Below are 15,025 nucleotides of genomic sequence, written 5' to 3' on the forward strand. Positions count from 1 at the left end.
TGTGTCTTGGGATGTGCATGAGGCCGAGCCCTGCATGGGGCACCACCTCATCGAGGAATGTGTCCGGCGCGGCTGTCTCTCGCGGGCCCGACACCGCGACGCACGACGCCTGGTCCGCAGGGCAGCTCGGGCACTTCCTGGCCCCATCGCACGGATTGGACCTGGTTCCGGCCCAGGGCACCCCGCCCTTCCTCTCATCGGAGCGCGACGTGGGCGCGCGGCAGCTCGGCCCCGCACGCAGGACGCAGTCCACACCGAGGGCCGCGTCGGATGGGACGAACTTCCTGGTCGTGTGGATCGACGACCGGGACGAACGCAACGCGAGCCAGCTTCGCGCGACACGCGTGAGTCCGTCGGGAGAGCTGTTGGACCCGCTCGGGATTGCGCTGCCGGGGAGCGAGACCCGGCATCCGCCCGCCGTGGTCTTCGACGGCACGAACTACCGCGTCGTCTGGGTGGGCCAGGCCCCGACGGGAGGAACGCTCCTCAACAGCGTCCGGGTCCGTCCGGAAGGCACTCTTGTCGAGGCCACGCCGCAGGTCATCGTCCCCGCCCCCTCCGCGTCCCATCGGGAGTTCGTCGAAGTGACGCTCGTCTCCAACGGGACGGACCTCCTCCTCGTCTGGGGCGAGCGGGAGGTCGCCTCCTCAGAGACGCCTCAGCTTCGCGCGACCCGGGTGAGCCTGGACGGGCTCCCGGCGACCCCCGTCGGCCACGAGCTGTACCACGGGGGTGACGCGAGGGTGGCCTGGAGTGGCTCGGAGTATCTCGTCGTCTCCAATGGGGTCTTCCTCTCCAACAACGCCCTCTGGGGCGCGAGGCTGGACGCGAGCGGCGCGCTCATCGAGCGCATCTTCCTGGAGCGGCCCCAGGGGCGCATCCTGGGGCATCCCGCCATCGACTCAGACGGCGAAGGGTACTTCGTCACCTGGAGCGAGGCCCACGACGTCAACCGCACCGCCGTCGCGGTCATGGGAGCACGCGTGAGCGCCGCGGGCGTGATGGCGACCGCCGTCACGCTCTTCTCCGGCGCGGGTGACCGACGGCCCGTGGGCGTGGCGTTCGACGGCACGAACCACGTGGTGGCCTGGACTGACTACGCGGGGGGCGAGCCCTACGACTCGGGTGGCCTGCGCGCCACGCGCATCAGTCGCGCGGGCGCCGTGCTCACCCCGGCCAGCATCGTCCTCCGGAGGAACACCGTGGATGGAGCACGTCAGGCCACCGGGCTGGCGCTGAGCCAGGGCTCCGTGCTCGTCGCGTGGCACGACGCCTCCCCCGCGAGTGATGAGCAGGACACGTGGGCCTCGGTGATGAGCCTGTCGGGAACCGTCCTGAAATCAGAGCAGCGGCTCAGCAGCTCCACGAATACGCAGACCTTCCCCGCCATCGCCACGGATGGCCATGGGTACCTGGTCGTCTGGACGAACCGAACCCGGACGCCCCGGTTCGAGGACATCCATGGAACCTTCCTGAGCGCGGCGGGCACGGAGCTGACGCCTGGAGGCTTCGTCATCAGCGACGCCGTGGGAGTCCAGCGGTTCCCCACCGTCGCGTTCGATGGGACGCAGTACCTGGTGGTCTGGCAGGACGAGCGCGCCACGCCCCAGAAGCCCAAGCTTTACGGTCGGAGGATTCCGCCGCCCGGCCACGGAGCGCTCGGAGCCGAGTTCCCCATCTCGACGGAGTACGAGTACAACATGGACCAGCAGGTCGCCTGCGGCGGTGGCGCATGCCTGGTGACCTGGGGGAGCGGCTACCAGATCCTCGCGGCGCGCGTGAGCGCGGCGGGCGTGGTCCTGGATCCTCAGCCCATCGTCCTGACGCCGGACGTGTGGAACGTCATGGCCGCGCCCTCCGTCTCATTCGACGGAGCGGACTTCATGGTGATCTGGAACCGCTACCTCCTCGGAGACGGGGTCCATCAACTGGAGGGAGTTCGCGTCGACAAGGATGGACTCCTCCTGGAACCGGGGCGATTCGTGCTCGGGGAGCCGAACAAGGACCTGGTGAGCCGGCCCGGGCTGGCGTTCGACGGGCAGAACCACCTCATGGTCTGGGGCGAGCAGACGACGGTGTGGAGCCGGCGCGTGAGCAGGTCCGGGACCCTCCTCGACCTGGAGCCGCGGGTGCTCGCCTCCGGGCTCGAGGCTCCGAGCACGCCGAACCTTGCATTCGATGGAGAGGGGTTCCTCGTCAGCATCGTGAGCAGGCTGTCCGGGGAACCGTGGCACCACCCCTGGCGGGTCTGGGCCCGGCGCGTGTTGCCCTCGGGCGAAGCCTTCGGAGACCTGATGGAGGTGGCGCCGGACCAGGACCCACACGCGCCTCAAGGCTCGAGCATCGCCTCGGTGGGCCCGGGGCACTTCATGCTGGTCTCCTCGCGACTCAGGGGCGAGCCCCACGCCGCACCGAGGGTCCACACGCGGGAGGTCGCCTACAACGCGGGCCCCGAGGCCGAATCGGGACACGCCGTGCTGGATGAGGACACGCCTCGGCCCATCACGCTCACGGGCACGGACCCGGAGGGCGATGCGCTCGGATTCGTCATCACGGAGCCTCCCGCGCACGGCACGCTGACGGGCACGCCGCCGCAGGTCGTCTACACGCCGGACGAGAACTTCCATGGGACGGACCAGTTCCGGTTCCTCGTCAGGGACCGTGGCGCGCCCTCGGATGAGACCACCGTGTCGCTGACGGTGACATCGAAGGAGGATGTCCCCGTCGCGAAGGCGCTCACGCTCTCACTCCAGGAGGACACGGCGGCGCAGCTCGTGCTCGACGGTTCGGATGGAGATGGAGACCCGCTGATGTTCACCGTCACGGCGCAACCCGCGCACGGCACGCTGACGGGCACACCGCCGAGGCTCACGTACACGCCACACGCGGACTTCCATGGCGTGGATGCCTTCGAGTTCGTCGCGAACGATGGCAGGCAGGCTTCGACGCCCGTCGCCGCGTCGCTCACGGTGACACCCGTCAATGACGCCCCCATCGCCCGGGCCGGCCGCTTCACGGTGTCCGCGGCGGGGAGCGTCGAGGTGACGTTGGAGGGCAGCGACATCGATGGCGATACGCTGGCGTACCGCGTGACCCGGCAGCCCATGAGGGGAGCGCTCTCGGGCACACCGCCTCGCCTCGTCTATCGCGCGGATGAAACGGAGCCGGGGGAGGATTCGTTCGAGTTCTCCGTCAGCGATGGCTCGCTCGGCGCGACGGCGATGGTGACGATTGAGGTCACCCAGCGGAGGAACCAGGCCCCTGTCATCCGGGAGCAGACCTTCGTCGTCCCGCAGGGCGAGTCCATCGACATCGTGCTGGATGCGGAGGACCCGGACGGCGATGCATTGACGTATGCCATCACCCAGGCGCCCGCGTCGGGCACGCTCACGGGGGAGGCGCCGACGCTGACCTATCGCGCCAGCTCTTCGTTCGCGGGTGAGGCGTCGTTCACGTACACGGCGTCCGACGGGCTCGAGACCGTCATGGGACGGGTGCGCATCGAAGTGCAGGCGCCCCCGGCTCCGCCCAGGACTCCGTCATCCGGTGGCTGCTCGGCGTCACCGGGCACGTCTTCCGTCCCCGTCCTCTTCGCGTGCTTCGCGCTGACGCTGCTCGCGCGTCGGAACAAGGACACGTCCATCGGGCGCGTCCTGAAGCGACCCGGCTGAATCCGTCCTCTTCGAGTGCTTCGTGCTGGCGCGGCTCGCGCGTCGAAGCAAGGGCACGTCCATCGGGCGCGCCCTGAAGCGACTCGACTGAGTATCGGCCTCGGGCCCTCGCGATGGTCCGGCGTGGGGGCGCGTTGACGACGGTCCTGGGATGAGGAGGAGGTCGGCGCGGCGACGTCCGGCCTGGATGCGTCGTGACCCGATGCCGGAGGGGCGCAGCCACGCACAGGCAGCCTCCGCTTCGACTGCGCGGACAGACAGGCCGATGCCCATGGCGGAGTCACACTTGCGCCGGAGCACGTACCGGATTGCGAGCAACGCGATCGACGGATGCGCCCCACGTGCCCTCGCGCCCCTGGCGGCGCGCCATGCTCGCTCACGGCCCTGCAGCGTGAGCGAGCCGCTGTGCCCTCACTCCCGGTTCGCGGTCTTGATGACGGGCAGCTTGGGCGCCCGACCATAGAGCAGCTGGTAGGTGTTGTACGAGCGCAGCACGCGCTTGATGTAGCCGCGCGTCTCGGAGATGGGGATCTCCTCCACCCACGCGTCCAGCGGCAGGTCCGGCTTGTCCGCGCGCCAGCGATTCACCGCGCCCGGCCCCGCGTTGTAGCTGCCCACCGCGTACGGCGTGTGCCCGCCGAACTTCTTGAGCAGCCCGCCCAGGTAGTGCGCGCCGAAGCGGATGTTGAGGTCCGGCTGGAGCAGCTGGTCCACCGTGAAGCGCTTGAGCTTCAGCTCGCGCGCCACGCCCTTCGCGGTGGACGGCATGAGCTGCGTGAGCCCCAGCGCGCCGGCCCACGACAGCGCCTTCGGGTCCAACGCGCTCTCCTCGCGCATCAGCGCCTGGAGCAGGTCCGCCTCCACACCCGACACCGCCGTGTGCTTCTCGATGAGGTCGCGGAACGCGTTGGGATACGCCACCTCCCACACCACGCGCGTCTCGCTCGTGATGCGTCCGCTCAAGTCCTTGCGCAGCGCCAACCGGGCCACCGCGTGCGCGGCGCGCTCATCGCCCGCCTCGTGCAGCACCAGCACCAACAAGCGGATGGCCTCCGCGGGCTGGTTCGTCCGGCTCACCGCGAGCAGCTCCGACGACACCGCCTCCGGGAAGCCCAGGCGCAACAGCTCCACGCCCGCGCGGAAGTGCGGGTCCTCACCCACCGGGCCCGCGAACAGCGGCCAGGGACTGGCCGCCTCCGGCACCGCGAAGATCTCCGGGGAGATCCGCTCCAGTCGCTGCGGATCCAACGCGGCCAGCTGCGAGCGCGCCATCAGCCCGTAGTACGTCGCCGGGTGCTCCACGGAGATCTTCTCGAACAGCTCCGCCGCGCCCTGGATGTTGCCCTGGTCCTGGAACGTGCGGGCCCGCCAGTACCGCGCGCGCTCCACGTCGTAGCTCTCGTCCGCCTGCGCGAAGCGCTGCTCGATGCGGTCCAGGAACGACAGGCCCGCGTCCTCCACCTTGCTCGTGCGCGCGATCCAGTACGCCTTGAAGAGCGCCTCGCCCAGGAAGTCCCCCTGGGGATACAGCCGCGACAGCTCGTCCAGCCGCGCCATCGCCTCCTTGGGGCGGCCCGTCTTCACGTACAGGTCCGCCGCGTAGAAGAGCGCGTCGTCCGCGAAGCTGTGGTCCGGGAACTCGCGCGCCAGCCGCTCGTACGTCTCCGTGCCGCGCGACGAGTCGACGATGGAGCGCGACGAGCCGAGCACGTACAGCGCCCGTGCCAGCAGGTCTCTGTCCGTGCACTTCTCCACCACGGGCGACAGCATCTGGATGGCGCGCGTGTGCTCGCGCTCCTTGCGCAGGCCCTTGCCGTAGGAGAAGTGCGCGCGGCACGCCAGCGCGTCCGGGAGCTTCAGCTGCGTGAGCAGCGGCTCCAGCTGCGCCAGGCCCTGCTTGTTGCGGTGCAGCTCCACCAGCGCCTCGCCGCGAGCCACCCGGGCCTCCACCGGCGCCGTCTGCCCCTTGAGCCGCTTGTCGGCCTGGACCGCCAGCGGTGACAACGGATGCGCGCCCCACAGGCGCCACAGCGCGGCGCGCTCGGCGGCCTTGTCCTTCTTCTCCGCGGCGATGTCGGCGATGGCCATCAGCGCCTCGGCACCCACGTTGCGCCCCCAACTGGGCGCCGCGCGCGAGGTGAGCGGCTCCAGCGCCGCCATGGCCCCTTCCGCGTCCTTCTTCTTGCGCAGCACCCGGGACAGCGCCAGCCGCGCGTCCACGTACAGCCGGGACTCGGGCGGCACCTGGGCCAGCTGCACCGCGGCCTCGTCGTAGCGGCGCAGCCCCTCCAGCGCCACGCCCGAGTGGGTCAGGCACCGGTCCCTCAGCGCGGGGTAGTCCGGCGCCAGGGCGGCCAGCTCCTTCGCGGCGGTCTCCTCGTCCCCCGAGCGCAGCGCGGCCAGCGCGCGCAGGTAGCGCACCGGCGGGCTGTCACCCTCGTCCTTCAAGAGCTCGCGGGCGCGGGCGAAGTGCCCCTTGTCGAAGGCCGCGCGGGCCTCCTTCTTCTTGCCCTCGCCGAAGTACGGCGACAGGTCCTCCAGCGCGTAGCGGCGGCCCCGGTGGACGACGGGTGCGGGCGGCGCGGCGTTGGGGAAGGCCGGGTTGAACACCTCCACGAAGCCAGGCGGCAGCGGCGACTTCTCGGCGTCCGGCGGCGGTGAGAGCTGCGCCTCCGGAGGCGCGTTCTCGGTGTGGGTCGTGGGGGCCTCGGAGGCCTCCGTCCCGGAGGGGGCCGGGGACGAGGGAGCCTGCGCGGACAGCATGAGCGCGGAGGCGATGACGGCGAGCTTGGGCAGGAAGGGCTTCATACGCGGGGCTGGGGAGCCTGGGAGGTGGGCGCGGGCTCGCCCCAGGACAACCGGGGGTGCATGGAAAATTTCCGGAGGCTGTCACAGGTTAGACTGTCCGCCCGCCCATGGACATCCGGACTCAGAGCGCGCTGCTGGCATCCATCATCGGCCTCGCCCTTGGCGTGTCCATGTTGTTGCGCCCGGCCAGGCCCAAGGTGCTCACCCTGTACTCCGTCTTCGCCCTGACGGTGGCCGGGTACTACCTCTCGTTCTTCTTCCACAGCCTCTTCCCCGAGGTGACGTACCCCTGGGCGCACCGCATCACCCTGGGCATCACCGTCCTGGTCGCCTCGCTCATCCCGGGCGCCGCCGTGGGGTTCTTCCTCGAGTTCTTGGATGTCAGCAAGGGAACACACCTGGTGGGCCGCCGGCTCGCCCTCCTGTCGGTCTTCCTGGGCCTGGCCGTGGCGGTCACCCCCCTGGCCGACAAGCTGTGGGCCCGGGTGGCCATGGGCGTCTGGGTGCACGGCTCCCTGCTCGCTTCGGTGTCGTTGCTGCTCCACCGGGTCCGCAGCAACGAGTCGCGCATCGAGCAGCTGCGGCTGATGTACCTGGCCATCGGCGCGGCGGCGGGCATCCTGTTCTCCGCGCTGGACTTCATCGGCAGCTCGGTGCCGTTGCCGACGCTGGGGCCGGTCTTCACCACGCTGTACCTGTTCTTCCTCGCGCAGACGCTGCTGCGGCTGCGGCTGATGGACCTGCACGAGCTGCTGGGGAAGATTGCGTCGCAGACGGTGCTGGCGGTGATCCTCGCGGCCGTCTTCACGGTGTTGACGGCGTGGGTGGACGAGGACACGGGCCTGTTCCTGTTCAACACGGTGGTGGCGGCCTTCGTCATCCTCATCCTGTTGGACCCGCTGCGAACAAAGGTGGAGGAGATGGTGGTGCGCATCTTCTTCCGCGAGCGCTTCGCGCTGCTGGACGCGCTGGGGACCTTGCGCGCGCGGATGGCGAACGTCATCGACATCTCCGAGCTGGCCACGCTGGTGCTGGACACGCTGCACGAGACGGGGCGCGTGACGCACTCTTCGGTGTACCTGCTCGCGGAGGACCGGCCCGGCTACCGGCTGCTCGACTCACGCGGGCCGTTGCCGGTGGCGTTCCTCGACACGGCGGCGGCGCGGGGCCTGTTGTTCGCGGTGGCGAGCGGGCAGAAGGCGGTGCTGCTGGAGAACGTGGAGCGCCGGGGCGCGACGATGCGGCTCCAGTCGGTGGAGGGGCGCCGGTATCGCGACGAGCTCAAGCGGTTGAACGACACGCGCGCGGCGCTGGTGCAGATGCGCGCGGGCATCAGCGTGCCGCTGGTGGGCAACGACAGGGTCATCGGCTTCCTGAACCTGTGGGACGAGCGGGTGCCGGAGGCGTACGCGTCCGACGAGATCGCCCTCATCCTGGAGGTGGCGGAGAAGCTGGCGACGGTGCTGGAGAACTCGAAGCTCTACGAGAAGATCCGGGAGCGGGATCGCCTGGCGGCGCTGGGAGAGATGGCGGCGGGTCTGGCGCACGAGATCCGCAATCCGCTGGGGGCCATCAAGGGCGCGGCGCAGTGCCTGGACCCCAGGCGGCTGCCGGGCGAGGACGGCGAGTTCCTGGAGGTCATCGTCGAGGAGGTCAACCGGCTCAACGGCGTGGTGACGGCGTTCCTCGACTACGCGCGGCCGATGAAGCAGAGCTTCGGGCCCACGGACCTGAACGAGGTGGTGACGCGCACCATGCGCCTCATCCAGAACGACGTGCCGTCGAGCGTCGCGCTGGCGGTGGAGCTGGACCTGCAGCTCCCGCGAGTGGACGGAGACGCGGAGCAGCTCAAGCAGGTGCTCATCAACCTGGTCCAGAACGCGGTGCAGGCGCTGGACACGCGCGAGGGGCGAATCACGGTGCGCACGGAGCGGCCGGAGCGCTTCGGTGAGTTCCGCAACGCGGGCGGCGAGCTGTTGGAGGTGCGGGTCTCCGACACCGGCCCGGGCATCCCCTTGGACCAGCAGCCGCACATCTTCGTGCCGTTCTTCACGACGAAGCAGAAGGGCACGGGGCTGGGGCTCGCCATCTGTCAGCGCATCGTGAAGAACCACGGAGGCAGCATCTCCGTGCAGAGCAAGGCGGGCGAAGGCACCACGTTCATCATCCGCATGCCCGCGCTGCCGGTGGAGAAGCCCGTGGAGGCGCTGCCGGAAGGAACGGGAACGCCGCCTCCGGCCACGCGCATCTCCCAGTCGATTCCCGTGCCCGAGGAGCTGCGCGAGCCCCCCAAGCCGCCCTCCCCCGCCCCGCGCGCCAGCAAGCGCGAGCGGAAGCGCAAGGCGGGCTGAGGCTCACGTCACGGGGTGACGCGGCCCGCGCGCGGACCCGCGTTTCACGGACGGCTCAGCCCAACGACGCCGTCGCCTCCGCCAGCTTCTCCTGCGCCGCCTCCCAGCGCGCGTAGAGGTCCTCCAGCGACTCCTTGCCCGCGCGGTGCGCATCCATCAGCGGCTTGGCGCGCGCGAAGTCGTTGTAGAGCACGGGGTCCGCGAGCTGCGCCTCGCGCTCCTTCTGCTCCGCCTCCACCTTGGCGATCTGCTCTTCGAGCTTCGCGATCTCCTTCTTGAGCGGCCCCTCGACCACGCTGCGACGCTGGCGCGCCTCGGCCTCCAGTCGCTTGCGGTCCTTCTCCGAAACGGGCCCGGAGGACACCTTCTCCCCTCCGCGTGACGCGCCAGCCGCCGCGGCCTCCGCCTCCAGTCGCTGCTGCTCCTGGTGGTACAGGTAGTCGTCCAGGTTGCCCGGGTGCGGGGTCAGCTTGCCCTCCGCCACCTCCCAGACGTGCGACGACAGCCCGTTGATGAAGCTGCGGTTGTGGCTGACGAACAGCAGCGTGCCGCCGTAGCCCTTGAGCGCTTCAATCAGCATCTCGGACGAGTCCAGGTCCAGGTGGTTGGTGGGCTCGTCCATCAAGAGGAAGTTGGAGGGGACCAGCAGCAGCTTGGCCAGCGCCACGCGTGCGCGCTCACCACCGCTGAGCACGCCGATGGGCTTGTCCACGTCGTCACCGCTGAAGAGGAACGCGCCCAGCACGCCGCGCACGTAGCTCTCCGGCTTGTCCGCCGCCAGGGGCCGCACCTCCTCGATGATGGTGTTCTGCCGGTCGAGCTTGTCCGCGTGGTGCTGCGCGTAATAGCCCACCACCACGTTGTGCCCGAGCGTCACCGTGCCCGTGTCCGGCGCCAGCTCCCCCGCCACCATCTTCAGGAGCGTCGTCTTGCCCGCGCCGTTGGCGCCCACCACGGCGATGCGCTGCCCGCGCTCCACCCGGCCCGTGAGGCCGTCGTACACCGTCTGCGCGCCGTACTTCTTGGTGATGCGCTCCAGCGTCACCACGTCCCGGCCGCTCCGATCCACCTCCGGGAAGCGGAAGCGCATCGTCGAGCGCTCCTCCAGGACGTGCACCTTCTCCAGCTTCTCCAGCATCTTCGCGCGGCTCTGCGCCTGCTTCGCCTTGGTGGCCTTGGCGCCGAAGCGGTCGATGAAGCCCTGCAGCTCCGCGCGCCGCGCCTCGACCTTCTCGGCGCGCGCCTTCAGGAGCTCCTTCTCCTCCGCGCGCAGGCGCTTGTAGTCGTCGTAGTTGCCCGCGTACTCGCGCACGCCCTCCAGCTCCAGCGACACCACCCGGTCGATCTGCCGGTTGAGGAAGTCGCGGTCGTGGGAGATGAGCACCAGCGCCTTGTTCGAGCGGCGCAAGAAGCCGTCGAACCAGGCCAGCGTGGGCACGTCCAGGTGGTTGGTGGGCTCGTCGAGCAGCAACAGGTCCGGGTCCTGGAGGAGCAGGCCCGCCAGCGCCGCGCGCATCCGCCAGCCGCCCGACAGCGCCGACGTGGGCTTGGCCAGGTCCAGGTCCCTGAAGCCCAGGCCCTTGAGGATGCGCTCGGCGTGGTGCTTCCCGAAGCGGTTCTCGAAGTCGTCCAGCTCCGCGTGCAGGTCGGCCAGGGACTGGGCCAGCTCGAGCTGCTCCTCCTCGTCGGTGGCCGCCGCGAGCGCCTCCTCGGTGTCCTTCAGGCGCACCTCCAGCGAGTCGCGCCCGGGGACGGTGCTCATCACCGCCTCCACCACCGTGCCCTCCGGCAGGCCGGCGATCTCCTGGGGCAGATACCCCCACCGCGCGCGGCGCCGGTACGTCAAGGTCCCCGAGTCCGGCTGGAGCACCCCCGCGAGAATCTTCATCAGGGTGCTCTTCCCCGTCCCGTTGGCCCCCACGAGGCCTACACGGTCCTTGGGGCCGAGGGTGAAGTTGTCGCTGTCGAAGAGGACCTTCTTCCCATAGGAGAGGCTGAGGTCCTGGGCGATGACGAGGCTCATGGCGGGCGGGGATGTAACAGCCTCCGGCGCCTCGGGAAATGGCGCAGATGCCTGCCCGGAGGCCCTGCGGCCCAACGCCCCCTTTCCGGACCCGCCCGGGGCCTGCCTATACTCCGGCCCCACATGGCTGCCCCCTGTCCCCATTGCGGAAGCACCGACGGCGTCGACCACCTCTGCGCAGGCCAGAGCCTCCAGCTCATCGGACAGGTGCTCGATGGCCGCTACAAGATTGAGAGCGTGCTCGGCCAGGGCGGCATGGGCATGGTGTTCCGCGCCACCCAGACGTCGGTGCAGCGCCCCGTCGCCGTCAAGACGCTCAACCCGTCGCTCGCCGCCGCGCCCCAGTTCTTCGAGCGCTTCCGCCGCGAGGCGGAGATCGCCAGCCGCCTGCGCCACCCGAACGTCATCACCATCTTCGACTTCGGCCGCGCCCCCGACGGCACCTGCTACTACGTGATGGAGCTGCTCCAGGGCGAGAGCCTCAAGGAGGTCGTCAAGCGAGAGGGGCCCATGTCCCTGCGCCGCGCGACGAGCCTCCTGGAGCAGGCCACCCAGGGTCTCGCGCACGCGCACGCCGAGGGCTGCGTCCACCGCGACCTGAAGCCCCACAACATCATGGTGCAGGACCTGGGCGGGCGGGACTTCGTCAAGGTGCTGGACTTCGGTCTGGTCAAGGCGCTCGAGGCCGAGGAGGAGGAGCAGCTCACCTCCACCGGCCAGGTGCTGGGCACGCCCCAGTACATGCCGCCGGAGCAGGCCGGCGGTGAGTCCGTGGACCAGCGCTCGGACCTGTACTCGATGGCGGGCGTGCTCTACTTCTGCCTCACGGGCAGCTCGCCGTTCGGCGCGAACACCGTGCGCAAGGCGCTCACCGCGTCGCTCACGCAGCAGGTGCCCGCGGTCAACACCAAGCGCCAGGGCGCCCCCGTCCCGCCCGCGCTGGACGCGTTCTTCCGCAAGGCGCTCGCGCCCGAGAAGGACGACCGCTACCAGAACGCGCAGGAGTTCATCGACGCGATGATGGACTCGGTCGCGGACGCGACGCCCGAGCAGTTCGACGCGATGCCCAGCGGCGGCTCCTCCTCCGGCGTCAACGAGCGCGGCAGCGGCAGCCGGGCCAGCAGCCGCGCCGGACGTCCCTCCGCGGGCAGCGGCAGTGGCGTGCGGTCTCGCGCCGGCGGCGCACCGGGCCGGGGCTCCACGCCGTCCAACGTCGTCGTGGCCCGCAGCCAGGCGGGAGTGCCTGGAGGCAGCGGCTCATCTCCCAGCCGCGTCCGCCAGGGCCCGCCTCGCCCCGCGCCGGTCCAGGCCCCGCCTCCCGAGCCCCCCGCGCCGGAGGGCATGTCCACGGGCAAGAAGGCGGCTCTCGTGGTGGTGCCGCTGCTGCTGATCGGCATCGCCGCCGCGGTGGTCATCGGAGGCCAGGGCGGCTCCAAGACGCCCCCCACGCAGGTCGTCGAGGTCCCGAGAGATCGTCCCACGAGCCCTCCGCCGACGACGGCGAACACGCCGCCCACGCAGGCCGCGGCGCAGTCCATCCGGGTGAAGTTCAACTCGTCGCCGGCGGGCGCCGCCATCTTCGAGGGTGAGGAGCAGATCGGCACCACCCCCATCGAGCTGATGCTCCCGCGCGACAAGTCGCACCAGCTCACCTTCCGGCTGGCGAACCACAAGTCGGAGGAGCGCTCGCTCAACTTCAGCCGCGTCGCGGGAGACAGCCAGACGGTGGACGTGTCGCTGGAGCCCATCCGCGCCGCCACGCCGCCCAAGCCGCGCCCCACCCGGCCGACCAACTCCGGGCAGGAGATCAACGTCTTCGAGTGAGTCGTGGCCCGGGCTCCCCGTCACCTCACGGGGAGCCGCGCCGCACGACGGGGGCTTCAGACGAGCCGGCCCAGCTTCGGCAGCACCTCACCGCTCTTGCCCTGGACGAAGTGCTCGAAGCTGGAGGCGTTCTCCGACGCATCCAGGTTCACGAGCCACGTCTCTCCGCCCGCGGCCCGCACGTTGTCCACCATGCCCGCCGCGGGATACACGGCGCCGGACGTGCCGGCCGCGAGGAAGACGAGGCGCCCGCCCGAGCGCATCGCCTTCACCGCGAAGGACTCGATGCGGGTGAGGTCGTCGGGGTCCAACTGCTCCCCGAACCAGACGATGTGGGGCCGCAGCAGGGCTCCACACTCCTTGCAGCCGGGCACGGTGCCGGACGCGTACACGGTGGTATCCGGGAACGGGGGGCGCGTGCAGTCGGGGTTGCTGCAGCGGGAGGTGAAGAGGTTGCCGTGCATCTCCACCACGCGCTGGCTGCCGGCGCGGCGGTGCAGGCCGTCCACGTTCTGCGTGGCCAGGAGGAAGCGGTCTCCCAGGTGGCGCTCCCAGGCGACCAGGGCCTCGTGGCCCGGGTTCGGCGAGACGTCGGCTGCTCCAGCCCGGCGCTGTGAGTAGAAGCGCCACACCCGCATCGGGTCCTTGGCGAAGCCCCGCGGCGAGGCCACCTCCGTCACGGGCTGGTCCTCCCACAAGCCGTTCATTCCTCGGAAGGTGGGCACTCCGCTCTCGGCGGAGACGCCGGCGCCGGTGAGGACGAGCAGCCAGGTATTGGAATCAAGAAGGAGCGTTTCCATGGAGCCTCCTGCACGACATGGGATTCAGGTTATGAAGCGGGACGTTGACCGCCCCCGGGGCTGACTCGTGGGTGCGCAAGCCCTTGGCTCGAGGAGCCCATCATGGCGGAAATCACGCTGAACCTGACCGCGGTTCCCAAGGCGCAGGCGTACGAGGAGCTTCAGCAGCATGTGAAGGCCGCGCTCGCGGGTATCGACGACCCCATCGCCGGCATGGCGACGATGAGCTGCCTCATCCACCACGCCTTCGGCCACCTGTGGACGGGCTTCTACCGGGTGGTGACGCCGGGCAAGCTGCTGCGCGTGGGCCCCTACCAGGGCACGCTGGGGTGCCTGGAGATCAAGTTCGGCAAGGGCGTGTGTGGCACGGCCGCGGAGAAGGGTGAGACGCAGGTGGTGGCGGACGTGCACGCCTTCCCGGGGCACATCGCCTGTGACGCGCGCTCCGCGTCGGAGATCGTCGTGCCCGTGTACGGGAAGAACCGCGAGCTCATCGCCGTGCTGGACATCGACTCCGCGAGCAAGTCCACCTTCGACGAGGTGGACCGCCGCGAGCTCGAGACGATGATGCGCTGGTTCCAGGAGTAGACGACGCGGGCCCGGGCGCGCGGGCTCAGTCCCCGCGCGCGTAGGCCACGGCGAGCTGTCCGGCGAAGCGGGCGTTGTTGGCGAGCAGCGCGAGGTTGGCCTTGAGCGTCTTGCCTCCCGTGCGATTGCCCAGCTCGCGCAGCAGGAACGGCGTCACGTCCTTGCCACGGATGCCCTGACGCTCCGCCTCCGCGAGCGTGGAGGCGATCTGCAGCTCCACCTCGTGCTTGGGCAGCGCCGTCTCCTCCGGCGGCGGCACGGTGTAGAGCACCCCTCCCTGCCCCAGCGTCTCGAAGCGAGCGCGAGCGATGCGCGCGGCCGTCGCCACGTCCCCCACGCTGTGCTCCAGCTGGATGCCGGACTCGCGGCTGTGGAAGGACGGGAGCTCGCGCGTTCCCACGCCGATGACGGGCACACCCGCGGTCTCCAGCAACTCCATCGTCTTGGGCAGGTCCAGCACGGACTTGGCGCCCGCGCACACCACGGCCACGGGGAAGCGCGCCAGCGCGGCGATGTCCTGCGAGATGTCCCAGTGCTCGGAGGCGCCCCGATGGACGCCGCCGATGCCGCCCGTGGAGAAGACGCGGATGCCGGCCGCGGCGGCCAGCTCGCACGTGGCGCTGACGGTGGTGCCGCCCGTGGCGCGCGTGGCCACGGCGATGGCCAGGTCACGAGAGCCGAGCTTCAGCAGCTTCTCCTTGCCCTCTGCGAGCCGACGCAGCTGCGCGTCCTCCAGGCCGATGCACACCTGACCATCGACCACGGCGGTCGCGGCGGGCACGGCGCCCGCGCGGCGGATGGCCTCTTCACAGGCGCGAGCGGCGGCGAGGTTGTCCGGATAGGGAAGCCCCTGAGCCACCACACTCGTCTCGAGCGCGACCACAGGCTGGCGCGAGTCGAGGGCGCGACGCACCTCGTCCGAAAAGCGTAGTTCCATGACGCGCGGTTAAGCCATGGCTG

8 protein-coding genes are annotated in these 15,025 nt (G+C 70.4%); 4 read left to right on the forward strand and 4 right to left on the reverse strand.

What is annotated here, in order from left to right; all coding sequences use genetic code 11:
* The first annotated feature begins 59 nt into the window (after window positions 1-59).
* Window positions 60-3,671: an Ig-like domain-containing protein gene (locus K8625_RS44510; protein WP_223783743.1), complete on the forward strand. Its 3,612-nt coding sequence runs from the start codon at window positions 60-62 to the stop codon at window positions 3,669-3,671.
* Between the two features lie 411 nt (window positions 3,672-4,082).
* Here the strand turns inward: K8625_RS44510 and K8625_RS21390 are convergent, their stop codons facing one another.
* The gene (locus K8625_RS21390; protein ID WP_223783744.1) at window positions 4,083-6,479 is read right to left on the reverse strand and encodes a transglycosylase SLT domain-containing protein; all 2,397 of its coding nucleotides are present in this window, start codon (window positions 6,477-6,479) and stop codon (window positions 4,083-4,085) included.
* Between the two features lie 107 nt (window positions 6,480-6,586).
* Between K8625_RS21390 and K8625_RS21395 the strand changes: the two genes are divergently transcribed.
* Window positions 6,587-8,830, forward strand: coding sequence for an ATP-binding protein (locus K8625_RS21395; protein ID WP_223747267.1), 2,244 nt, complete (start codon window positions 6,587-6,589; stop codon window positions 8,828-8,830).
* 55 nt (window positions 8,831-8,885) lie between these two features.
* Here the strand turns inward: K8625_RS21395 and K8625_RS21400 are convergent, their stop codons facing one another.
* Window positions 8,886-10,853: an ABC-F family ATP-binding cassette domain-containing protein gene (locus K8625_RS21400; protein ID WP_223747266.1), complete on the reverse strand. Its 1,968-nt coding sequence runs from the start codon at window positions 10,851-10,853 to the stop codon at window positions 8,886-8,888.
* A 255-nt stretch (window positions 10,854-11,108) separates the two neighbouring features.
* On the opposite strand from K8625_RS21400, the gene K8625_RS21405 reads away from it, so the two are divergent.
* On the forward strand, window positions 11,109-12,677 hold the full coding sequence (locus K8625_RS21405) for a serine/threonine protein kinase (protein WP_370640342.1): 1,569 nt from the start codon (window positions 11,109-11,111) through the stop codon (window positions 12,675-12,677).
* A 56-nt stretch (window positions 12,678-12,733) separates the two neighbouring features.
* On the opposite strand, the gene K8625_RS21410 is transcribed toward K8625_RS21405, so the two are convergent.
* Entirely contained in the window at window positions 12,734-13,477 is a 744-nt protein-coding gene (locus K8625_RS21410; protein ID WP_223783745.1) for an NAD-dependent deacylase, read from the reverse strand.
* Window positions 13,478-13,579: 102 nt separating this feature from the next.
* Between K8625_RS21410 and K8625_RS21415 the strand changes: the two genes are divergently transcribed.
* The gene (locus tag K8625_RS21415; RefSeq protein ID WP_141327440.1) at window positions 13,580-14,065 is read left to right on the forward strand and encodes a GAF domain-containing protein; all 486 of its coding nucleotides are present in this window, start codon (window positions 13,580-13,582) and stop codon (window positions 14,063-14,065) included.
* Window positions 14,066-14,090: 25 nt separating this feature from the next.
* Here the strand turns inward: K8625_RS21415 and K8625_RS21420 are convergent, their stop codons facing one another.
* A complete protein-coding gene (locus K8625_RS21420) occupies window positions 14,091-15,002 on the reverse strand; it encodes a pseudouridine-5'-phosphate glycosidase (protein WP_223783746.1) in 912 nt (303 codons plus the stop codon).
* Between the last annotated feature and the right edge of the window lie 23 nt (window positions 15,003-15,025).

The organism is Myxococcus sp. AS-1-15 (genome assembly GCF_020037055.1).
Taxonomy (GTDB): Bacteria; Myxococcota; Myxococcia; order Myxococcales; family Myxococcaceae; genus Myxococcus; species Myxococcus fulvus.